The organism is Streptomyces sp. NBC_00536, from assembly GCF_036346295.1.
GTDB lineage: Bacteria > Actinomycetota > Actinomycetes > Streptomycetales > Streptomycetaceae > Streptomyces.
In genome coordinates this window covers 4,751,534-4,773,259 of the sequence record NZ_CP107819.1, presented here as the reverse complement: position 1 = coordinate 4,773,259, position 21,726 = coordinate 4,751,534, and the positions used below count along the sequence as shown (strand labels likewise).

Genomic DNA, 21,726 nt, shown 5'->3' with positions numbered 1-21,726 from the left:
GTCCTCCTGGCCCGCCCACGTGGCGGGCCGGGGGCGGCCGGGCGAAGCTGCTGGAGCGCACGCCCCCCGCCGCCCCGAAGGAGTTCCCGCATGGCCCCTCGCACCGGCAGGACCCTCCCCCTGACCGCCCTGGCCCTGGCAGCCGCCACCGCACTCACCCTGTCCCCGACGACGGCCACGGCAACGACAGCCACCACGCCCACGGCGGACCTGGCGCGGGCCTCCCTGGCGAGCCGCCGGTACCTGCGCGAGCAGGAGGCGCTCACCGCCGGATATCCGTCCGACACGTACTGCATCGCGAACAAGGCCGGTCCCGGCGCCCTGGGCTACCCGCACTTCAACCACGCGAACGACGGCTCCCTCGACCCGGAGCGGCCCGCGGCCCTCTTCTACGAGGACGACGGACACGGCGGCCGCCGCCTGGTCGCGCTGGAGTGGATGGTCAAGGACCGCGACGGGAAGATGGAGACGGACGACGACCGCCCGAGCATGTTCGGCCAGCCCTTCGAGGGCCCGCTGCCGAGCCGGTTCCCGGGGCAGGGGGTCCACTACTCCCTGCACCTGTGGCTGTGGAAGGCCAACCCGGACGGGAGGTTCGCGACGCACAACCCGAGGGTGCGCTGCCTGCCGGGCACCACCCGCCCCCCGAAGACCCCCTGACCCCCCATTGGATGCGCACCACGTGCGCCCGCGCACACTCCCGGACAGGGTGGACACACGTCCCCCACCCCGCCAGGAGCCCCGATGCCCGCACGCCCCCTGAAGGCCGTCCTGACCTGCGCGGCCGCCGCGTCCCTCGCCCTGGCCGCCGTCCCCGCGGCCCACGCGGTGGACGGTCCGGCGCCCGACCCCCGCAACCGGCAGGCGATGCTCGACCTGGCCACGGCGATGGCGGTGACCGCCAAGTACGTGGACGAGCGCGAGGCGATCAAGGACGGGTACGTCCCGCACGGCCAGGAGTGCATGACCAACCCGTTCGGGGTGGGCTCCATGGGCTACCACTACGTCAAGCAGGCCTACTGGGGCTCCCTGGACCCCAGCAAGCCGACCGCGCTCCTGTACAGCACCGAGAAGGACGAGCACGGCCGCCGCAAGCTCCAGACGGTGGAGTGGATGGCCACCGACGGCGACCAGGACCTGAAGACCAGCAACGACCGCCCGAGCATGTTCGGCCTGCCCTTCGACGGCCCCATGCCCGGCCACTGGCCGGGCATGCCCAAGCACTACGACCTCCACCTGTGGGCGTACGAAAAGAACCCGGCGGGCCGCTTCCACAACTGGAACCCGGCCCTGACCTGCCCGAAGAACTCCACCACCCCGGCCGCCCCGCCCCACCCGCACTGAGCCCGTACGCACCAGGGCCCGGCCCCCTTACGAAGGGAGCCGGGCCCTGCCACATGTGCGGACCGGTCAGCGGACGAACGTGCTCGCGTGGCCGGCCAGTTCGAGGAAGTACTGGGGTGCCACGCCCAGGACCACCGTCACCGCGACGCCCACCGCGATCGTGGTCATCGTCAGGAACGAGGGGACGGCCACGGTCGGGCCGTCGGCCTTCGGCTCGCTGAAGAACATCAGCACGATGACCCGGATGTAGAAGAACGCCGCGATCGCCGAGGAGATCACACCGACCACGACCAGCGCGCCCGCGCCGCCCTCCGCCGCCGCCTTGAAGACCGCGAACTTACCGGCGAAGCCGGAGGTCAGCGGGATGCCGGCGAAGGCGAGCAGGAACACCGCGAAGACGGCCGCCGTCAGCGGGGAACGGCGGCCCAGGCCCGCCCACTTGGACAGGTGCGTGGCCTCGCCGCCCGCGTCGCGCACCAGCGTGACCACGGCGAAGGCGCCGATCGTCACGAAGGAGTACGCCGCCAGGTAGAAGAGGACGGAGGAGACGCCCTCCTTCGAGGTGGCGATCACACCGGCCAGGATGAAGCCCGCGTGCGCGATCGAGGAGTAGGCCAGCAGCCGCTTCACGTCGGTCTGGGTGATCGCGATGACCGCGCCCGCCAGCATCGTGACGATCGCGACGCCCCACATCACCGGGCGCCAGTCCCACCGCAGGCCCGGCAGGACCACGTACAGCAGGCGCAGCAGCGCGCCGAAGGCCGCGACCTTCGTCGCCGCCGCCATGAAGCCGGTGACCGGGGTCGGGGCGCCCTGGTAGACGTCCGGGGTCCACATGTGGAAGGGGACCGCGCCGACCTTGAACAGCAGGCCCATCAGGATCAGCGCGCCGCCGATCAGCAGCAGCGCGTCGTTGCCCATGGTGCCCGCGAGGGCCGGGTCGATCTTCTGGACGGTGCCGTCCACCACGTCCGCGATCACGGAGTACGAGACGGAGCCCGCGTAGCCGTAGACGAGCGCGATGCCGAACAGGAGGAAGGCGGAGGAGAAGGCGCCCAGCAGGAAGTACTTGACCGCGGCCTCCTGCGACATCAGCCGCTGGCGGCGGGCGAGGGCGCAGAGCAGGTAGAGCGGGAGGGAGAAGACCTCCAGCGCCACGAACAGGGTCAGCAGGTCGTCGGCCGCCGGGAAGATCAGCATCCCGGAGACCGCGAACAGCATCAGCGGGAACACCTCGGTGGTGGCGAACCCGGCCTTGACGGCGGCCTTTTCGCTGTCGCTGCCCGGGACGGACGCCGCCTGCGCGGCGAAGGAGTCCACCCGGTTGCCGTGGGCCTCCGGGTCCAGGCGCCGCTCGGCGAAGGTGAAGACGGCGACGACGGACGCCAGCAGGATGGTGCCCTGCAGGAACAGCGCCGGTCCGTCCACGGCGATGGCGCCCATCGCGGCGACGTGCGCCTTGGCGGTGCCGTACCCGCCCGCGGCGAGCGCCACCACCGCCGCGAAGGCCGAGGCCAGCGCGGCGACGGTGAGGAACACCTGGGCGTAGTAGCGGGCCTTGCGCGGTACGAACGCCTCGACGAGGACGCCGATCAGCGCCGCGCCCAGCACGATCAGCGTGGGCGAGAGCTGCGTGTACTCGATGTGCGGGGCCGGGATCTTGTCGATCGGATCGGCGGCCAGGGCCCAGAGGCCCACGGTGGTGCTCACTTGGCGGCCTCCACGCTCGGTACCGGCACGGTGGGCTTGGGGTCGTGCTGCTTGACGTCGGACATGGTGTGCTTCACCGCCGGGTTGACGATCTCGGTCAGCGGCTTCGGGTAGACGCCGAGCCCGATGAGCAGGGCGATCAGCGGGGCGACCACCAGCACCTCCCGCAGGCGCAGGTCGGGCATGGTGGCGGCGACCTCCTCCTTGATCGGGCCGGTCATGGTGCGCTGGTAGAGGACCAGCGTGTAGAGCGCGGCCAGCACGATCCCGAAGGTGGCGATGATGCCGACGGCCGGATAGCGGGCGAAGGTGCCCACCAGGACCAGGAATTCGCTGACGAAGGGCGCGAGGCCCGGCAGCGAGAGGGTGGCCAGGCCGCCGATCAGGAAGGTCCCGGCGAGCACCGGGGCGACCTTCTGCACGCCGCCGTAGTCGGCCATGAGCCGGGAGCCGCGGCGCGAGATCAGGAATCCGGCGACCAGCATCAGCGCCGCCGTCGACAGGCCGTGGTTGACCATGTAGAGGGTGGCGCCGGACTGGCCCTGGGAGGTCATCGCGAAGATGCCCAGGATGATGAAGCCGAAGTGCGAGATCGAGGCGTAGGCGACCAGCCGCTTGATGTCGCGCTGGCCGACCGCGAGCAGCGCGCCGTAGACGATGCTGATCAGGGCCAGGACCAGGACGACCGGCGTGGCCCACTTGCTGGCCTCGGGGAAGAGGCCGAGGCAGAAGCGGAGCATCGCGAAGGTGCCGACCTTGTCGACCACCGCGGTGATCAGGACGGCGACCGGTGCGGTGGCCTCGCCCATCGCGTTGGGCAGCCAGGTGTGCAGCGGCCACAGCGGGGCCTTGACCGCGAAGGCGAAGAAGAAACCGAGGAACAGCAGGCGTTCGGTGCCCTGGGACATGTCCAGGGTGCCGGCGGCGCGGGCCTCGATGATCTCCTGGAGGGAGAAGTTCCCCGCGACCACATACAGCCCGACGACCGCGGCCAGCATGATGAGCCCGCCGGCCAGGTTGTAGAGGAGGAACTTGACCGCCGCGTACGAGCGCTGCGCGGCCGCGTTCTCATCGGACCCGGAGTGTGCCCGGTCCCCGAAGCCGCCGATGAGGAAGTACATCGGGATCAGCATGGCTTCGAAGAAGATGTAGAAGAGGAAGACGTCGGTGGCCTCGAAGGAGACGATCACCATCGCCTCGACCAGCAGGATCAGGGCGAAGAAACCCTGGGTCGGCCGCCAGCGCGATGAATGCGTCTCCAGGGGGTCGGCGTCGTGCCAGCCCGCCGCGATCACGAACGGGATCAGCAGGGCGGTGAGCGCGATCAGCGCCACCCCGATGCCGTCCACGCCCAGTTCGTAGCGGACCCCGAAGTCCTTGATCCAGGAGTGGGATTCGGTGAGCTGGAAGCGGTCGCCGCTCGGTTCGAAGCGGACCGCGACGAGGGCGGCCAGCGCCAGCGTCGCCAGCGAGACCAGCAGCGCGAGCCACTTGGCGGCGGTCCTGCGGGCGGCCGGTACGGCCGCCGTCAGGATCGCGCCGACCGCGGGCAGCGCCGCCGTCGCCGTCAGAAGCGGGAAACTCATCTCACACCGCCCTCATCAGCAGGGTCGCGGCGATCAGGATCGCCGTGCCCCCGAACATCGAGACCGCGTAGCTGCGGGCGTAGCCGTTCTGGAGCTTGCGCAGCCGGCCCGACAGCCCGCCGACCGCGGCGGCCGTTCCGTTGACCACACCGTCGACGAGGCTGTGGTCGACGTAGACGAGCGAGCGGGTCAGGTGCTCGCCGCCGCGCACCAGCACGACGTGGTTGAAGTCGTCCTGGAGCAGGTCGCGCCGGGCGGCCCGGGTCAGCAGGGAGCCGCGCGGGGCGACCACCGGGACGGGCCCCCGCCCATACATCGCCCAGGCGATGCCGACGCCGAGGACCAGGACCGCCATGGTGGACAGGGTCACCGTCAGGGCGCTGACCGGCGGGTTCCCGTGCTCGTGCTGGGTGACGGGCTCCAGCCACTTGAGGAACCGGTCGCCGATCCCGAAGAAGCCGCCCGCGAACACCGACCCGAAGGCCAGCACGATCATCGGGATGGTCATGGACTTCGGGGACTCGTGCGGGTGCGGGGCGTGGCCATCGGCGTCCGGCTGCCAGCGCTTCTCGCCGAAGAACGTCAGCAGCATCACGCGGGTCATGTAGAACGCGGTGATCGCGGCGCCCAGCAGGGCGACGCCGCCGAGGATCCAGCCCTCGGTGCCGCCCTTGGCGAAGGCCGCCTCGATGATCTTGTCCTTGGAGAAGAAGCCCGACAGGCCCGGGAAGCCGATGATAGCGAGGTACCCGAGACCGAACGTCACGAAGGTGACCGGCATGTACGTGCGCAGGCCGCCGTACTTGCGCATGTCGACCTCGTCGTTCATCCCGTGCATCACGGAACCGGCGCCGAGGAAGAGGCCGGCCTTGAAGAAGCCGTGCGTCACCAGGTGCATGATCGCGAAGACATAGCCGATGGGGCCGAGGCCCGCGGCCAGGATCATGTAGCCGATCTGCGACATCGTCGACCCGGCGAGGGCCTTCTTGATGTCGTCCTTCGCGCAACCGACGATCGCACCGAAGAGGAGCGTCACCGCGCCGACCACGACGACCGCGGTCTGCGCGTCCGGTGCCTCGTTGAAGATGGCGCCCGAGCGGACGATCAGGTAGACGCCCGCGGTCACCATCGTCGCCGCGTGGATCAGGGCCGAGACCGGGGTCGGGCCCTCCATCGCGTCGCCGAGCCAGGACTGGAGCGGCACCTGGGCCGACTTGCCGCAGGCGGCGAGCAGCAGCATCAGGCCGATGGCCGTCAGCTTGCCCTCGGAGGTGCTGCCGGCGGCGCCGAGGACCGGGCCGAAGGCGAAGGTCCCGAAGGTGGTGAACATCAGCATGATGGCGATCGAGAGGCCCATGTCGCCGACCCGGTTGACCAGGAAGGCCTTCTTCGCGGCGGTGGCCGCGCTGGGCTTGTGCTGCCAGAAGCCGATGAGCAGGTACGACGCCAGGCCGACGCCCTCCCACCCGACGTACAGCAGCAGGTAGTTGTCGGCGATGACCAGGATCAGCATCGCCGCGAGGAAGAGGTTGAGGTAGCCGAAGAAGCGGCGGCGGCGCTCATCGTGCTCCATGTACCCGATCGAGTACACGTGGATGAGCGTGCCGACGCCGGTGATCAGCAGGACGAAGGTCATCGACAGCTGGTCGAGCTGGAAGCCGAGGTCGGCCTGGAAGCCCTCCACCGGGATCCAGCTGAACAGCCGCTGGTGGATGGCCCGGTCCTCGGCGGCGCGGCCGAGCATGTCGGTGAACAGCACCACGCCGATCCCGAAGGACACGGCGGCGAGCAGGGTGCCGAGCAGGTGCCCGGCCTTGTCGAGCCGGCGGCCGCCGCAGAGCAGCACCGCCGCTCCGAGCAGGGGCGCCGCGACGAGCAGCGCGATCAGGTTCTCCACTGTGTGCGCCCCTTACAGCTTCATCAGGCTGGCGTCGTCGACCGAGGCCGAGTGGCGGGTCCGGAACAGCGACACGATGATCGCGAGGCCCACCACGACCTCCGCGGCGGCGACGACCATCGTGAAGAAGGCGATGATCTGGCCGTCGAGATTGCCGTGCATCCGGGAGAAGGTGACGAAGGCCAGGTTGCAGGCGTTGAGCATCAGCTCGACGCACATGAACAGGACGATCGCGTTCTTGCGGATGAGCACGCCCGCCGCGCCGATGGTGAACAGCAGGGCGGCGAGGTAGAGGTAGTTGACGGGATTCACTTCGATGCCTCCTCACGGCCGAGCCGCCCGGACTCACGGCCGAGCTGGTCCGGCTCACGGCCGAGCCGCTCGGACGAGGCCTGCTCCAGCGCCTTCAGGTCCTCCAGCGCCTTGCCGGACACGTCCCGGATCTGGCCCCGGGAGCGCAGGGTCTTGTTGACGGTCAGCTCGGACGGGGTGCCGTCCGGCAGCAGACCGGCGACGTCCACCGCGTTGTGCCGGGCGTAGACGCCGGGGGCGGGCAGCGGCGGGAGCTGGACGCCCTCGCGCACGCGCTTCTCGGCGAGTTCGCGCTGGGTCGCGGCGCGTTCGGTGCGCTCGCGGTGGGTGAGCACCATCGCGCCGACGGCCGCGGTGATGAGCAGCGCGCCGGTGATCTCGAAGGCGAACACGTACTTGGTGAAGATCAGCGTGGCCAGGCCCTCGACGTGGCCCGCGGAGTTGACCTTGCCCAGTCCGTTGAAGTGGGTCAGGGAGGCGTTGCGGAGCCCGGCGATCAGCAGGATGCCGAAGCCGAGGCCGCACAGCAGCGCCAGCCAGCGCTGGCCCTTGATGGTCTCCTTCAGCGAGTCCGCGGCGGTGACGCCGACGAGCATGACCACGAAGAGGAAGAGCATCATGATCGCGCCGGTGTAGACGATGACCTGGACGACGCCCAGGAAGTACGCCCCGTTGGCGAGGTAGAAGACCGCCAGGATGATCATCGTCCCGGCCAGGCACAGCGCACTGTGCACGGCCTTCTTCATCAGGATCGTGCAGAGCGCGCCGATCACGGCGACGGTGCCGAGCACCCAGAACTGCACGGCCTCACCGGTGGAGGTGAGCGTGGAGGCGGCGGCCATGGCGTTCACGCGCCGACCTCCTCGGTGGCGTTCCCGTCGGCGCTCTCGCCCTCGGGGACCTCGCCCTTGGAGACGGCGACCTGGCGGACCGTGCCCGGAGCGGCCTCCGTGACCAGCCCGCGGTAGTAGTCCTGGTCGTCGGTGCCCGGGAAGATGGAGTGCGGGGCCTCGACCATGCCCTCCGTCAGCCCGGCGAGGAGCTGCTCCTTGGTGTAGATGAGCGCCTCGCGGCTGGAGTCGGCCAGTTCGAACTCGTTCGTCATGGTCAGCGCCCGGGTCGGGCACGCCTCGACGCACAGCCCGCACAGGATGCAGCGGGCGTAGTTGATCTGGTAGACGCGGCCGTAGCGCTCGCCCGGGGAGTAGCGCTCCTCCTCGGTGTTGTCCGCGCCCTCCACGTAGATCGCGTCGGCGGGGCAGGCCCAGGCGCACAGTTCGCACCCGATGCACTTCTCCAGGCCGTCCGGGTGGCGGTTGAGCTGGTGCCGTCCGTGGAAGCGCGGAGCGGTGGTCTTGTGCTGCTCCGGGTACTGCTCGGTGAGCCGCTTCTTGAACATGGCCTTGAAGGTCACGCCGAAGCCGGCCACCGGGTTCTGCCACTTCTCGTTCTCGTCGGTGTCAGACATCCTCAGCACCCTCCTCTCGGTCACTGTCGTTGTTCGGCCCGCCACTGACGATCAGCTCCCGCTCGGTGCGGGGCCGCCTGCGCGGTACGGGTGCCAGGTGCTGGCCGGGCTTCGGCGGAACCGGGAAACCGCCCGCCATCGGATCGAAGGGCGCGGCGTCGTTCAGTTCGGCCGCGGCGGCCGCCTTGCCCTTGCGGTCCCGGAAGACGTCCGCGACCAGGGACAGCAGCAGGACCGCCACGACGCCCCCGCCGACGTACAGCACGATCTCGGAGAAGTCGTACCGCTCGTTGCGCAGCGCCCGTACGGTCGCCACGAGCATCAGCCAGACGACGGAGACCGGGATGAGGACCTTCCAGCCGAGCTTCATCAGCTGGTCGTAGCGCACGCGGGGCAGCGTGCCGCGCAGCCAGATGAAGAAGAAGAGCAGCAGCTGGACCTTGAGGACGAACCAGAGCATCGGCCACCAGCCGTGGTTCGCGCCCTCCCAGTACGTCGAGATCGGCGCCGGGGCCCGCCAGCCGCCCAGGAACAGGGTGGTCGCGACCGAGGAGACGGTGACCATGTTGACGTACTCGGCCAGCATGAACAGCGCGAACTTGATGGAGGAGTACTCGGTGTTGAAGCCGCCGACCAGGTCGCCTTCGGACTCCGGCATGTCGAAGGGGGCGCGGTTGGTCTCGCCCACCATCGTGACGACGTAGATGATGAAGGACACCGGCAGCAGCACGATGAACCAGCGGTCGCCCTGCGCCTCCACGATCTTCGAGGTCGACATCGACCCGGAGTAGAGGAAGACCGAGGCGAAGGCCGCCCCCATCGCGATCTCGTAGGAGATCATCTGCGCGCAGGAGCGCAGGCCGCCGAGCAGCGGGTACGTCGAGCCCGAGGACCAGCCCGCGAGGACGATGCCGTAGATCCCGACCGAGGCGACCGCGAGCACGTACAGCATCGCGATCGGCAGGTCGGTGAGCTGCATCGTGGTGCGCTGGCCGAAGATCGAGACCTCGTTGTCGGAGGGCCCGAAGGGGATCACCGCGATGGCCATGAAGGCCGGCACCGCCGCGATGATCGGGGCCAGGATGTACACCACCTTGTCGGCCCGCTTGACGACGATGTCTTCCTTCAGCATCAGCTTGACGCCGTCGGCGAGCGACTGGAGGAAGCCCCAGGGGCCGTGCCGGTTGGGGCCGATGCGCAGCTGCATCCAGGCGACGACCTTGCGCTCCCACACGATGGAGAAGAGCACGGTCACCATCAGGAAGGCGAAGCAGAACACCGCCTTGATGAGCACCAGCCACCAGACGTCCTTGCCGAACAGCGACAGGTCCTCGGCCGCCATCTGTACGCCTTGTACGCCGTTCACGCGTCCACCTCCGAAGTGGCGTCGCCGGTCTCGGCCCGCCGGGTCGCGGGGCCGATGCGGACCAGGGCGCCCGGGCGGGCGCCGGTGTCCGCGAGGACGCCGGAGCCGGTGGAGTTCAGCGGGAGCCAGACCACCCGGTCGGGCATCTCGGTGATCCGCAGCGGCAGTTCCACCGACCCGGCCGGTCCGGTGACGGCGAGGACGTCACCGTTCTTGACCCCGGTCTCGGCGGCGGTCGCCGCCGACAGCCGGGCGCTGGCCTCGTGCCGGGTCCCGGCCAGGGCCTCGTCCCCGTCCTGGAGCCGCCCCTGGTCGAGGAGCAGCCGGTGGCCCGCGAGGACCGCCTCGCCGGTGGCGGGGCGCGGCAGGGGCGCGCGGTCCGCGCTCTGCGCGCCCGCGTACTCCCCTTCCCAGGGCCCGAGCCGGTCGAGCTCCCGGCGTACGGCGTGTACGTCGGCCAGCGCGATCGGCCGGTCGGCGGCGTCGGCCAGCATGTGCAGCACGCGGGCGTCGGCCGGGGCCAGCCTGCGGGTCATCTGGTCGGGCTTGAGGGCGGCCTCGAACGGGCGCAGGCGGCCCTCCCAGTTGATGAAGGCACCCGCCTTCTCGGCGACGGCCGCCACCGGGAAGACCACGTCCGCGTGATCGGTGACCTCGCTCGGCCGCAGCTCCAGGGAGACCACGAAGGCCTCCTTGAGGGCTTCGCGGGCCCGCGCCGGGTCCGGCAGGTCGGCGACCTCGACGCCCGCGACGAGCAGCGCGCCCAGTTCGCGGCCCGCCGCGGCCTCGACGATCTGACCGGTGTCGCGCCCGTAGCGGTGCGGGAGTTCGTCCAGGCCCCAGGCCGCGGCGACCTCATCGCGGGCCCGCGGGTCGGTGGCCGGGCGGGCCCCCGGCAGCAGGGACGGCAGCGCGCCCGCCTCGACGGCGGCCCGCTCACCGGCCCGGCGCGGGATCCACACCAGGCGGGCGCCGGTCGCGGTGGCCGCCCGTACGGCCGCGGTCAGCGCGCCGGGGACGGCGGCGAGCCGCTCGCCGACGACGATGACCGCGCCCGGCAGCCGCAGCGCCTCGGCGGCGGCGTGGCCGCCTTCTTCCAGGCCGGTCTGGGAGGCCAGCGCGTCGAGCCACTCGGGTTCGGTGCCGGGGGCCGCGGCCAGCAGGGTGCCGCCCGCCTTCTGCAGTCCGCGGGTGGCGAACGGCGCGAGGCCGAAGGTGCGCTGCTTGCGCCCCCGATGGGCCTTGCGCAGCCGCAGGAAGACGCCGGGGGCCTCCTCCTCGGACTCGATGCCGACGAGCAGGACGGCGGGCGCCGCCTCCAGCGAGGTGTAGGTGACACCGCTGCCGTCGAGGTCCTTGCCGCGGCCGGCGACCGAGGAGGCCAGGAAGTCGGTCTCCTCCGCGCTGTGCACCCGGGCCCGGAAGTCGATGTCGTTGGTGTCCAGCACCACCCGCGCGAACTTCGCGTAGGCGTAGGCGTCCTCGACGGTCAGCCGGCCGCCGGTGAGCACCCCCGCCCGGCCGCGCGCCGCGGCCAGTCCGGCGGCCGCGGCCGCCAGCGCCTCGGGCCAGCTCGCCGGGGCGAGCACCCCGTCCGTGCCCCGCACCAGCGGGGTGGTCAGCCGGTCGGGGCGCTGCGCGTAGCGGAACCCGAAGCGGCCCTTGTCGCAGAGCCACTCCTCGTTGACCTCGGGGTCCTCGGCCGCCAGGCGGCGCAGCACCTTGCCGCGGCGGTGGTCGGTGCGGGTCGCGCAGCCGCCCGCGCAGTGCTCGCACACGCTCGGGGAGGACACCAGGTCGAAGGGGCGCGATTGGAACCGGTAGGCGGCCGAGGTGAGCGCGCCGACCGGGCAGATCTGGATGGTGTTGCCGGAGAAGTACGACTCGAAGGGGTCGTCCTCACCGGTGCCGACCTGCTGGAGCGCGCCGCGCTCCAGCAGCTCGATCATCGGGTCTCCGGCGATCTCGTTGGAGAAGCGGGTGCAGCGCGCGCACAGCACGCACCGCTCGCGGTCCAGCAGCACCTGCGTGGAGATCGGGACCGGCTTCTCGTAGGTGCGCTTGCGCCCCTCGAAGCGGGACTCGGCGTTGCCGTGCGACATCGCCTGGTTCTGCAGCGGGCACTCGCCGCCCTTGTCGCAGACCGGGCAGTCCAGCGGGTGGTTGATGAGCAGCAGCTCCATCACCCCGCGCTGGGCCTTGTCGGCGACGGGCGAGGTCAGCTGCGTCTTGACGACCATGCCGTCGGTGCAGGTGATGGTGCAGGAGGCCATCGGCTTGCGCTGGCCCTCGACCTCGACGATGCACTGGCGGCAGGCACCGGCCGGGGAGAGGAGCGGGTGGTCGCAGAACCGGGGGATCTCGACGCCGATCTGTTCGGCGGCCCGGATGACCAGGGTCCCCTTGGGCACCGACAGTTCGATGCCGTCGATGGTCAGGGAGACCGTGTCTTCGGCGGTCACGCGTTCACCTCCGTGTCAGCCGTGTCAGCCCAGAGGGTCGACTTCCTGGGGTCGAAGGGGCAGCCCTTGCCCGTGATGTGCTGCTCGTACTCCGCGCGGAAGTACTTCAGCGAGGAGAAGATGGGGCTGGCCGCGCCGTCGCCGAGCGCGCAGAACGACTTGCCGTTGATGTTGTCGGCGATGTCGTTCAGCTTGTCGAGGTCGGACATGACTCCCATGCCGGCCTCGATGTCGCGCAGCAGCTGGACGAGCCAGTAGGTGCCCTCGCGGCACGGGGTGCACTTGCCGCAGGACTCGTGCGCATAGAACTCGGTCCAGCGGGTGACGGCCCGCACCACGCAGGTCGTCTCGTCGAAGCACTGGAGGGCCTTGGTGCCCAGCATGGAACCGGCGGCGCCCACGCCCTCGTAGTCGAGGGGCACGTCGAGGTGCTCCTCGGTGAACATGGGGGTGGAGGAGCCGCCGGGGGTCCAGAACTTCAGCCGGTGTCCGGGGCGGATGCCGCCGCTCATGTCGAGGAGCTGGCGCAGGGTGATGCCGAGCGGGGCCTCGTACTGCCCGGGTCCCACGACGTGCCCGCTGAGCGAATACAGCGTGAAACCGGGGGACTTCTCGGTTCCCATCGACTTGAACCAGTCCTTGCCCCGGTTCAGGATCGCGGGAACCGACGCGATGGACTCGACGTTGTTCACCACGGTGGGGCACGCGTAGAGCCCCTCGACGGCCGGGAAGGGGGGACGCAGCCTGGGCTGGCCACGCCTGCCTTCGAGCGAGTCGAGGAGCGCGGTCTCCTCACCGCAGATGTACGCGCCCGCGCCCGCGTGGACCGTCAGTTCCAGGTCCATGCCGCTGCCGAGGACGTCCTTGCCGAGGTAGCCCGCCGCGTACGCCTCCCGCACGGCCTCGTGCAGGCGGCGCAGTACGGGGACGGTCTCGCCGCGCAGGTAGATGAAGGCGTGCTGCGAGCGGATCGCGTAACAGGCGATCACGATGCCCTCGATGAGGGAGTGCGGGTTGGCGAAGAGCAGCGGGATGTCCTTGCAGGTCCCCGGCTCCGACTCGTCCGCGTTCACGACCAGGTAGTGCGGCTTGCCGTCGCCCTGCGGAATGAACTGCCACTTCATTCCGGTGGGGAAACCGGCGCCGCCGCGCCCGCGCAGCCCCGAGTCCTTCACGTAGGCGATCAGGTCGTCCGGGGTCATCGCGAGCGCCTTGCGCAGGCCCTCGTAGCCGTCGTGCCGCCGGTAGGTCTCCAGCGTCCACGAATTCGGCTCGTCCCAGAACGCCGACAGCACGGGCGCCAGCAGCTTCTCGGGGCTGGTGCCGTTCTCGTTCAGTTCGGTGGTCACCGTCATCACTCCCCCTCCTCGGCGCTCGCCTCGGCGCGCGGGGCGACGACCTTGCCGCTCTGGTGCGGGACCTCGCCGCGGGCGATCCGCAGCCCGATCAGCGAGGCGGGCCCGGCGCCGCCGCTCGCCTCGACGGCGCCGGGGCGCTCGTCGGGGAACCCGGCCAGGATCCTGGCCGTCTCCTTGTACGTGCACAGCGGCGCGCCCCGGGTCGGCCGCACCGGGCGGCCCGCGAGCAGGTCGTCGACCAGGGCCTTGGCGGACTCGGGGGTCTGGTTGTCGAAGAACTCCCAGTTGACCATCACCACGGGGGCGAAGTCGCAGGCCGCGTTGCACTCGATGTGCTCCAGCGTCACCTTGCCGTCGCCGGTGGTCTCGTTGTTGCCGACGCCCAGGTGCTGCTTCAGCTCGTCGAAGATGGCGTCGCCGCCCATGACCGCGCACAGGGTGTTCGTACAGACGCCGACCTGATAGTCGCCCGAGGGCTTGCGCCGGTACATCGTGTAGAAGGTGGCGACCGCGGTGACCTCGGCGGTGGTCAGGTCCAGCATCTCGGCGCAGAACCGGATGGCGGTGCGCGAGACGTACCCCTCCTCCGACTGCGTGAGGTGCAGCAGCGGCAGCAGCGCGGAGCGGCTGTCGGGGTAGCGGGCGATGACTTCCTTCGCGTCCGCTTCGAGCCGGGCGCGCACCTCGGCCGGGTAGTCGGGGGCCGGCAGCTGGGGCATGCCCAGGCTGGTCGACTGGCTGGCGCTCATCGGTCGACGCCTCCCATCACGGGGTCGATGGAGGCGACGGCCACGATGACGTCGGCGACCTGGCCGCCCTCGCACATCGCCGCCATGGCCTGCAGGTTGGTGAAGGACGGGTCGCGGAAGTGGACCCGGTAGGGGCGGGTGCCGCCGTCGGAGACGACGTGGACGCCCAGTTCGCCCTTGGGGGACTCGACGGCGGCGTACACCTGGCCGGCCGGTACCCGGAAGCCCTCGGTCACCAGCTTGAAGTGGTGGATGAGGGCCTCCATGGAGGTGCCCATGATGTTCTTGATGTGGTCGAGCGAGTTGCCGAGGCCGTCCGGTCCCATCGCGAGCTGCGCGGGCCAGGCGATCTTCTTGTCGGCGACCATGACCGGGCCCGGCGCCAGCCGGTCCAGGCACTGCTCGACGATCCGCAGCGACTGCCGCATCTCTTCGAGCCGGATGAGGAAGCGGCCGTACGAGTCGCAGGACTCGGTGGTCGGCACGTCGAACTCGTACTCCTCGTACCCGCAGTACGGGTCCGTCTTGCGCAGGTCGTGCGGCAGGCCCGCCGAGCGCAGGATGGGGCCGGTCGCGCCGAGCGCCATGCAGCCGGTGAGGTCGAGGTAGCCGACGTCCTGCATGCGGGCCTTGAAGATGGGGTTGCCGGTGGCGAGCTTGTCGTACTCCGGCAGGTTCTTCTTCATGGTCTTCACGAAATCGCGCAGCTGGTCCATCGCGCCCGGGGGCAGGTCCTGGGCGAGGCCGCCGGGGCGGATGAACGCGTGGTTCATGCGCAGGCCGGTGATCAGCTCGAACAGGTCGAGGATCAGCTCACGGTCGCGGAAGCCGTAGATCATGATCGTGGTCGCGCCCAGCTCCATGCCGCCGGTGGCGATGCACACCAGGTGGGAGGAGATCCGGTTCAGCTCCATCAGCAGCACGCGGATGGCGGTGGCGCGGTCGGGGATCTGGTCCGTGATGCCGAGGAGCTTCTCGACGCCCAGGCAGTACGCCGTCTCGTTGAAGAACGGCGTCAGGTAGTCCATGCGCGTCACGAAGGTCGTGCCCTGCGTCCAGTTCCGGAATTCGAGGTTCTTCTCGATGCCGGTGTGCAGGTAGCCGATGCCGCAGCGGGCCTCGGTGACCGTCTCGCCGTCGATCTCCAGGATCAGCCGCAGCACGCCGTGCGTGGACGGGTGCTGGGGACCCATGTTGACGATGATCCGCTCGTCGTCGGCGCGGGCGGCCGACTGCACGACCTCGTCCCAGTCGCCGCCGGTGACGGTGTAGACGGTTCCCTCGGTGGTCTCGCGGGGGGAGGCGTGGGACGTCTCGGATGACGTCTCATGTGAAGTGGACATCAGCTGTACGACCTCCGCTGGTCGGGAGCCGGGATCTGGGCACCCTTGTACTCGATGGCGATGCCGCCGAGCGGGTAGTCCTTGCGCTGCGGGAAGCCCTGCCAGTCGTCCGGCATCATGATCCGGGTGAGGGCCGGGTGCCCGTCGAAGACCAGGCCGAAGAAGTCGTACGTCTCGCGCTCGTGCCAGTCGTTGGTCGGGTAGACCGCGACGAGTGACGGGACGTGCGGATCGCGGTCCGGGACCGAGACCTCCAGGCGCACCACCCGGCCGTGGGTGAGCGAGCGCAGGTGGTAGACCGCGTGCAGCTCGCGGCCCTTGTCCTCGGGGAAGTGCACGCCGGAGACCCCGGTGCACAGTTCGAAGCGCAGGGCCGGGTCGTCGCGCAGGGTGGAGGCCACCCGGACGAGGTGCTCGCGCGCGATGTGGAAGGTGAGTTCGCCGCGGTCGACGACCGTCTTCTCGATGGCGTTCTCCGGGAGCAGGTCCTGCTCCTCCAGGGCGCCTTCGAGTTCGTCGGCGACCTCGTCGAAGTACGAACCGTACGGACGGCTGCTCGCGCCCGGGAAGGCCACGGTGCGCACGAGGCCGCCGTAGCCACTGGTGTCGGCGCCGTTCGCGGCCCCGAACATGCCCTTGCGGACGCCGATGACCTCGCCGGCGCCGCCCGCTCCGCCGCGGGGTGCGGGAACGTTCCCGTTGTCCTGCGGCTCGTCCTGCGGCTCGTCGTTGCCCGCGTCGTTCGCCGCGTCGTTCGTCGCGCTCACCGGAGCAGCCCCTTCATCTCGATGGTGGGGAGCGCCTTGAGGGCCGCTTCCTCCGCCTCGCGGGCCGCCTCCTGCTGGTTCACACCGAGCTTGGAGCCCTGGATCTTCTGGTGGAGCTTGAGGATCGCGTCCATCAGCATCTCGGGGCGGGGCGGGCAGCCGGGCAGATAGATGTCCACGGGGACGATGTGGTCGACGCCCTGGACAATTGCATAGTTATTGAACATTCCACCCGATGATGCGCAAACCCCCATGGAGATGACCCACTTGGGAGATGGCATCTGGTCGTACACCTGCCGCAGTACGGGCGCCATCTTCTGGCTCACCCGGCCGGCCACGATCATCAGGTCGGCCTGCCGCGGCGATCCCCGGAAGACCTCCATGCCGAAGCGGGCCAGGTCGTACCGGCCCGCTCCGGTGGTCATCATCTCGATGGCGCAGCACGCGAGGCCGAACGTGGCCGGGAAGACGGATGACTTGCGCACCCAGCCCGCGGCCTGTTCGACGGTGGTCAGCAGAAAGCCGCTCGGCAGCTTCTCTTCCAGTCCCATGGAAAATTCAGCCCCTCAGTCCCATTCCAGGCCGCCCCGCCGCCATACGTACGCGTAGGCGACGAAGACGGTGAGCACGAAGAGCAGCATCTCGACGAGCCCGAAGATCCCCAGGGAGTCGAAGGTGACGGCCCAGGGGTAGAGGAAGACAACCTCGATGTCGAAGACGATGAAGAGCATCGCCGTCAGGTAGTACTTGATCGGGAAGCGCCCGCCGCCGGCCGGTACCGGGGTCGGTTCGATACCGCATTCATAGGCGTCAAGCTTTGCCCGGTTGTACCGCTTTGGGCCGATCAGCGTGGCCATGACCACGGAGAAGATCGCAAACCCTGCGCCGAGGGCGCCGAGCACGAGGATGGGCGCGTACGCATTCACGCTCCTCGCTCCTTCCAGTCGTCCTTGACCGTTGGACCGCTGCACCGGCGCGCTGCCCCGCCTCGGGAAGATCGAGCGCTTGCATGTGAGGCAGTTCACAAGCCGGACTGGTGCGCATCTTATGCCCGGCGGTCTGTGATCTGCGACACGGGTAACAACAACGAGTTTGTGATCTCCACCACCTGACGAACGATCATGAAGTCCGATGAGTGGTGATCTTCGTACGCAAGGCATCCACATGATCACCAAAGGTGACATCCGGGCCCGTCGGCGCAGGTGGAAGGGGTGTCGCCCTATCAAATCGTGGCCACTGCACGCAAATTGGCGACGCGTCGGCGCGGGTGATAAAGGGAAGCCGCGTAGCCCGACCGGGGGACCCTCCGGGGACGGGAGTGGACGCGTGCGGACGCGCACAGGAGGCGCGCGGGACGCGTGCATTCGTTCACGAAGTTCACGACCGCATCACAGGTGGGTCACAACGCCCGCACGGCGTGACGGTTCTGTGACCTGCGCCACAATGTAATTACCCGTCGGAAAAGAGGGCTTGGCCATCTGTACGGGTGGATGGTAGCCACCTGATCAATTCGGACTTATTGCGGATAACCCATGATCACAGGCTTGCGGGCTCGTGTCCGGTTCGCCCGTTACGCCGTCAATAAGGCCCGCGACGCGCCCGGTTAAACCTGTTCTGGCGCAACTGTGGCGCAGACCACGTTTCTTGAAGCGACCCACAACCCCCTGATACCGGTTGTCCCTATGTCCCACACCGCTCACATACCCAGCCACCGGAAGCCCCGCCGCAGCGCCTCGAAGCTCGCGGTCCGCGCCGGAGTTGCCGGTGGCGTACTCAGCACGCTGGCGATGGCCGGCACGGCGAGCGCGTCCCCCGCCGCCGAGCCGCCCACCGAGACGACCCTCGAGATGCCGGTCCTGAACATGGACCTCGGCTCCGAGGTGTCCTCCGCCGTCATCAAGGCCGCGGACAACACCCGTGCCCAGGCTCTCGTGGGCGAACTGACCGCCCAGGAGAACGCCGCCCGCACCGGCGCCGCCAACGAGGCCAAGCTCGCCAAGGCCGACGCCCAGGCGAAGGCCGACGCGGAGAAGAAGGCCACGGACGAGGCCAACCGCAAGGCCGACGCCGACCGCGCCAACCGCAGCTCCGGCCGCACGCAGCTCGCGAGCGCCTCCGCCTCCGGCTCCTCGGCGGGCTCCGACTCGTCCGACGACTCGGGCGTCACCGCCCCGGCCACCGGCTCGGCCTCCGCCATCATCAACTTCGCGCGCAACCAGGTCGGCAAGGCGTACGTCATGGGCGGCACCGGCCCGTACTCGTTCGACTGCTCCGGTCTCGTGCAGGCCGCGTACCGCCAGGTCGGCGTCTCCCTGCCGCGCATGTCGCAGGACCAGTCCTCCGAGGGCACGTCCGTCTCGCTGAGCAACCTCCAGCCGGGCGACGTCCTGTACTGGGGCAGCCGCGGCAACGCCTACCACGTCGCCATCTACTCCGGCGGCGGCAAGTTCATCGGTGCGCAGAACTCCGGCACCGGCATCGTCGAGCGCTCGCTGAGCTACGACCCGCCGACGGGCGCCGTCCGCATCCTCTGATCCCCCGGACCCTCGGGTCCCCCGGATCCTGCCGAAGGCCGGTACTCCCCCGCTCGGGGGGCGAGTACCGGCCTTCGCGCGCCCTCACGCAGGGGCCGCTGACGGCCCGTAGCGCCGCCGAGGAGGTTTCCCTCCGCACACCCGCCCCGGGCGCCCGTACGCCCCGTACGCCCCGTACGCCCGTACGTCGTCCCGCGCAGGGAAGCTCCCCCCGCCCCACGGCTCCGCCCACCCACCCCGGAGCCCTACCATCTTGGGCAGGAGGTGGCCGGATTGAGCACACACCACGAAGGACCTGACGGCATCGGCAGCGGCATCAGCGGCACCGGCACCGGCACCGGGAGCGAGACCCACAACCCCACCGCCCCGGCCATCGACGCGACGGCGATCGCGGCGGCCGTCGGCCTCGGCCTGCTCGCCCTCGGCGGCTGGCTCCTCACCACCACCCGCCCCTGGACCCGCCCCGACGGCCCCGCCGTCCTGGCCCTGTACTGGGGCTCCTCCCTGGCCGTCCTCCTCTCCGGCTTCGTCCTCCTCCGCCGAGGCGTCCACGCCGTCCACGGCCCCACCACCCCCCTGGACGACGCCCCCACCAACCCGGGCACCCCCACCCAATTCCCCCTAATCGCCCCACCGGAGCCCCCGGCGTAGACCCACCAGCGCTACGTTGTGGGGCATGCCCGACCACGCAGACCACCGGGAAACCGAGCGGACCGGCAAGAGCGGCGTCACGTCCGCCGTGGCCGAGGCTCTGAGGAACCGGCTCGCCGGGGCAAGGCTCCGCCAGGTCACGGATGTGGACCGCAAGGCCTTCGGCCCCGTTCCCGCCGAAGCTCGACGACGGGCGGAACAAGAGTGGTGAGCACGTCCCGCCGTCACAAAGCGACCTGGCTCTCGGCCAAGCTGAACCACACCGTCTTGTCTCGCCCGCATCCCGGCATCACGTTCCAGCCTTCGGCGCACGCCGCGATGATCCGCAGCCCTCGCCCGCCCTCCTGAGTCGGCGGCGCCTCGGGCACCTCGCCGGGAAGCGGCATTCTGCTGTCGACCGCGTCGTCCCGTACGAACACGAACACCCGGGCGTCGGTCACCGCGACTTCGACCGCGAGCACGGAGGCACGCGTGTGGACGTGGGCGTTCGTCACGGCCTCCGAGGTGCAGAGCCTGGCCGTCTCCGCGAGCTGCGACCGCCCCAGCAGCTCCAAGAGCGAAGCCACCCAGTCACGGGCAAGCCGGACCGTCCTCGCTTCATTCGGGCCGCTGAACTTGTACCGCCTGTGCGGCACCAGCGGCTGACGCATCGATAAAGCCTGTAGCCGTTCCTCGATGTCACTCATGGCCTCTCCCTCGTCTTCCAACGCGGACGAGCGCTGCGCCGACAGAAACGCGTGGCAATGGCCGCCCCCAGGTGACGGCCCATCAAGGCGCGCGTCAGCGGCTGCACTTCGCGCTGTAGTCATGTGCGACGCGGTGCTGCCAGGACCCTAGGGTAAAAGGTTGGACCGGTACAACCCTGTACCTATAAGAACCCCCTTCCGGGTGGACCCGTGACGCCGCAACCGGCAAACTCAGGTAGGACAAGGGGAAGGGACACATGCCGCCGAGGGACAATCCGACCGCCAGACAGATCCGCTTGGGCTCTGAGCTGCGGAAGCTGCGCGAGCGCGCTGGCATAACCGCACGAGACGCTGGCGGCTTGCTCTCCACCGACGCGGCCAGGATCAGCAACATCGAGGCCGGTCGTCTCGGGATCAGCGACGAACGCATTCGCCGCTTGTTCACGTTCTACCAATCGGACGATGACGCCCTGCTCGGCGCCCTGTGCACCATCGCCGCAGAACGCAGGGGAACTCACTGGTGGGATGAATACCGCGGCATCCTCGCCCCCGGCTTCCTCGACATCGCTGAACTCGAACACCACGCAACAGGCCTGCGATGCCTTCAACCGATGACGTTCCCAGGCGTCTTGCAGACCGAGGACTACGCGCGAGCCCTGTTTTCAGGAGTCATCCCGCAAGTCCCGACGGTAGAAGTGGACGCGCGAGTTGAGCACCGGATGAGGCGTCGCGCGATCTTCGAGCAGGAGACGCCACCGCAGTTCGAGGCGATCGTGCACGAGGCTGCGCTGCGCATGCGGGTGGGCGGTCGGAAGGTTGCCCGCGATCAGCTCGAATACCTGCTGCAAACATCCGAGCAGGAGCGGGTCACGCTGCGTGTGATCCCCTTCGCGGCCGATGACTTCATCGAAGTCACGCAAACCGTGATGTACGCGACTGGCACCGTTCCGCAGCTTGACACTGTCCACATCGACACGCCTTTCGGCGGTCGCTTCCTGGACACAGCCGCAGACCTCGACCGCTATCGAGCCCTGCTCTCGTTTGCCGAGCAGACCTCGCTCGACCCCGACGAGTCGCGAAGTTTCATTCACCACATCGCAAGAGAATTGTGAGAAATTCAGGGATGAACAGCGAACTGAATTGGCAGAAGTCAAGCTTCTCCGGGGGCGGCGGTGAGCAGTGCCTGTACGTCGCCAAGAGTCAGGGCGAGATCCTGCTCTGCGAGAGTGACGATCCGGCAAGCATCATCAGCACGTCGCCCGAGAAGCTCGCCGCGTTCATCGCAGGCGTGAAGGCCGGCGAGTTCGACCACTTCGTCAACTGAGCTGCGCGACGCCCACGGCGCCGCTGGCCAGCGACCCCCCGCCTGACCAGGGCGGGGGGTTTTGCATATGCCAGTCTGCATGTTTGTACCGGTCCACACTTGCAGCTTGATTATGCGTAGCGCTACGGTCTCACTGCGTCACCTCGACAGGCCGGTGAGCTTCCCACAC

At 69.6% G+C, this 21,726-nt stretch carries 22 protein-coding genes; 7 read left to right on the top strand and 15 right to left on the bottom strand.

Annotation, left to right across the window (positions count from 1 at the left end; genetic code table 11):
* The first annotated feature begins 90 nt into the window (after positions 1-90).
* Together OHS33_RS21090 and OHS33_RS21085 are read left to right on the top strand one after the other, a co-directional pair.
* Positions 91-660 (top strand): hypothetical protein, encoded by a 570-nt coding sequence (locus OHS33_RS21090; RefSeq protein WP_330331963.1) that lies wholly within the window; start codon positions 91-93, stop codon positions 658-660.
* 84 nt (positions 661-744) lie between these two features.
* On the top strand, positions 745-1,344 hold the full coding sequence (locus tag OHS33_RS21085) for a hypothetical protein (protein WP_330331962.1): 600 nt from the start codon (positions 745-747) through the stop codon (positions 1,342-1,344).
* A gap of 66 nt (positions 1,345-1,410) precedes the next feature.
* On the opposite strand, the gene nuoN is transcribed toward OHS33_RS21085, so the two are convergent.
* Genes nuoN through OHS33_RS21015 form a run of 14 tightly spaced genes read right to left on the bottom strand, consistent with a single transcriptional unit; the run spans position 1,411 to position 17,288 of the window.
* Positions 1,411-3,054, bottom strand: a complete 1,644-nt coding sequence (nuoN, locus tag OHS33_RS21080; RefSeq protein ID WP_330331961.1) for an NADH-quinone oxidoreductase subunit NuoN — start codon at positions 3,052-3,054, stop codon at positions 1,411-1,413.
* On the bottom strand, positions 3,051-4,640 hold the full coding sequence (locus OHS33_RS21075) for an NADH-quinone oxidoreductase subunit M (protein ID WP_330331960.1): 1,590 nt from the start codon (positions 4,638-4,640) through the stop codon (positions 3,051-3,053). The genes nuoN and OHS33_RS21075 overlap by 4 nt, the downstream gene beginning before the upstream one ends.
* A 1-nt stretch (position 4,641) precedes the next feature.
* Positions 4,642-6,537 (bottom strand): NADH-quinone oxidoreductase subunit L, encoded by a 1,896-nt coding sequence (gene nuoL, locus OHS33_RS21070; protein WP_330331959.1) that lies wholly within the window; start codon positions 6,535-6,537, stop codon positions 4,642-4,644.
* Positions 6,538-6,549: 12 nt separating this feature from the next.
* Positions 6,550-6,849, bottom strand: coding sequence for an NADH-quinone oxidoreductase subunit NuoK (gene nuoK / locus OHS33_RS21065; protein ID WP_007265827.1), 300 nt, complete (start codon positions 6,847-6,849; stop codon positions 6,550-6,552).
* Entirely contained in the window at positions 6,846-7,691 is an 846-nt protein-coding gene (locus tag OHS33_RS21060; RefSeq protein WP_330335136.1) for an NADH-quinone oxidoreductase subunit J, read from the bottom strand. The genes nuoK and OHS33_RS21060 overlap by 4 nt, the downstream gene beginning before the upstream one ends.
* 5 nt (positions 7,692-7,696) lie before the next feature.
* On the bottom strand, positions 7,697-8,317 hold the full coding sequence (gene nuoI / locus OHS33_RS21055; protein ID WP_330331958.1) for an NADH-quinone oxidoreductase subunit NuoI: 621 nt from the start codon (positions 8,315-8,317) through the stop codon (positions 7,697-7,699).
* The gene (gene nuoH / locus OHS33_RS21050) at positions 8,310-9,659 is read right to left on the bottom strand and encodes an NADH-quinone oxidoreductase subunit NuoH (protein ID WP_330335135.1); all 1,350 of its coding nucleotides are present in this window, start codon (positions 9,657-9,659) and stop codon (positions 8,310-8,312) included. Before nuoH ends, nuoI begins: the two co-directional genes overlap by 8 nt.
* Positions 9,660-9,679: 20 nt before the next feature.
* Positions 9,680-12,145, bottom strand: coding sequence for an NADH-quinone oxidoreductase subunit G (locus OHS33_RS21045; protein WP_330331957.1), 2,466 nt, complete (start codon positions 12,143-12,145; stop codon positions 9,680-9,682).
* Positions 12,142-13,500: an NADH-quinone oxidoreductase subunit NuoF gene (nuoF, locus tag OHS33_RS21040; protein WP_330331956.1), complete on the bottom strand. Its 1,359-nt coding sequence runs from the start codon at positions 13,498-13,500 to the stop codon at positions 12,142-12,144. Before nuoF ends, OHS33_RS21045 begins: the two co-directional genes overlap by 4 nt.
* Positions 13,500-14,252, bottom strand: coding sequence for an NADH-quinone oxidoreductase subunit NuoE (gene nuoE / locus OHS33_RS21035; protein WP_330331955.1), 753 nt, complete (start codon positions 14,250-14,252; stop codon positions 13,500-13,502). The genes nuoF and nuoE overlap by 1 nt, the downstream gene beginning before the upstream one ends.
* Positions 14,249-15,595 (bottom strand): NADH-quinone oxidoreductase subunit D, encoded by a 1,347-nt coding sequence (locus tag OHS33_RS21030; protein ID WP_330331954.1) that lies wholly within the window; start codon positions 15,593-15,595, stop codon positions 14,249-14,251. Before OHS33_RS21030 ends, nuoE begins: the two co-directional genes overlap by 4 nt.
* Positions 15,595-16,362 (bottom strand): NADH-quinone oxidoreductase subunit C, encoded by a 768-nt coding sequence (locus OHS33_RS21025; RefSeq protein ID WP_330331953.1) that lies wholly within the window; start codon positions 16,360-16,362, stop codon positions 15,595-15,597. The genes OHS33_RS21030 and OHS33_RS21025 overlap by 1 nt, the downstream gene beginning before the upstream one ends.
* The gene (locus OHS33_RS21020) at positions 16,359-16,913 is read right to left on the bottom strand and encodes a NuoB/complex I 20 kDa subunit family protein (protein WP_330331952.1); all 555 of its coding nucleotides are present in this window, start codon (positions 16,911-16,913) and stop codon (positions 16,359-16,361) included. Before OHS33_RS21020 ends, OHS33_RS21025 begins: the two co-directional genes overlap by 4 nt.
* Before the next feature lie 15 nt (positions 16,914-16,928).
* Positions 16,929-17,288: an NADH-quinone oxidoreductase subunit A gene (locus OHS33_RS21015; RefSeq protein WP_283452259.1), complete on the bottom strand. Its 360-nt coding sequence runs from the start codon at positions 17,286-17,288 to the stop codon at positions 16,929-16,931.
* A gap of 756 nt (positions 17,289-18,044) precedes the next feature.
* Between OHS33_RS21015 and OHS33_RS21010 the strand changes: the two genes are divergently transcribed.
* The 3 genes from OHS33_RS21010 to OHS33_RS21000 all read left to right on the top strand — a co-directional run bounded on the left by OHS33_RS21010 (position 18,045) and on the right by OHS33_RS21000 (position 19,758).
* Positions 18,045-18,896 (top strand): C40 family peptidase, encoded by an 852-nt coding sequence (locus OHS33_RS21010; RefSeq protein ID WP_330331951.1) that lies wholly within the window; start codon positions 18,045-18,047, stop codon positions 18,894-18,896.
* A 273-nt stretch (positions 18,897-19,169) separates the two neighbouring features.
* Entirely contained in the window at positions 19,170-19,547 is a 378-nt protein-coding gene (locus OHS33_RS21005) for a hypothetical protein (RefSeq protein ID WP_330331950.1), read from the top strand.
* Positions 19,548-19,572: 25 nt separating this feature from the next.
* The gene (locus OHS33_RS21000) at positions 19,573-19,758 is read left to right on the top strand and encodes a hypothetical protein (protein ID WP_330331949.1); all 186 of its coding nucleotides are present in this window, start codon (positions 19,573-19,575) and stop codon (positions 19,756-19,758) included.
* A 13-nt stretch (positions 19,759-19,771) separates the two neighbouring features.
* On the opposite strand, the gene OHS33_RS20995 is transcribed toward OHS33_RS21000, so the two are convergent.
* Positions 19,772-20,233: an ATP-binding protein gene (locus tag OHS33_RS20995; protein WP_330331948.1), complete on the bottom strand. Its 462-nt coding sequence runs from the start codon at positions 20,231-20,233 to the stop codon at positions 19,772-19,774.
* A 257-nt stretch (positions 20,234-20,490) separates the two neighbouring features.
* Here OHS33_RS20995 and OHS33_RS20990 point away from each other — a divergent pair, with 257 nt between their 5' ends.
* Both OHS33_RS20990 and OHS33_RS20985 read left to right on the top strand, forming a co-directional pair.
* On the top strand, positions 20,491-21,345 hold the full coding sequence (locus tag OHS33_RS20990) for a helix-turn-helix domain-containing protein (RefSeq protein WP_330331947.1): 855 nt from the start codon (positions 20,491-20,493) through the stop codon (positions 21,343-21,345).
* A gap of 11 nt (positions 21,346-21,356) precedes the next feature.
* Complete coding sequence (locus OHS33_RS20985; protein WP_330331946.1) at positions 21,357-21,557, top strand: DUF397 domain-containing protein; 201 nt, start codon at positions 21,357-21,359, stop codon at positions 21,555-21,557.
* The last annotated feature ends 169 nt before the right edge of the window (positions 21,558-21,726 follow it).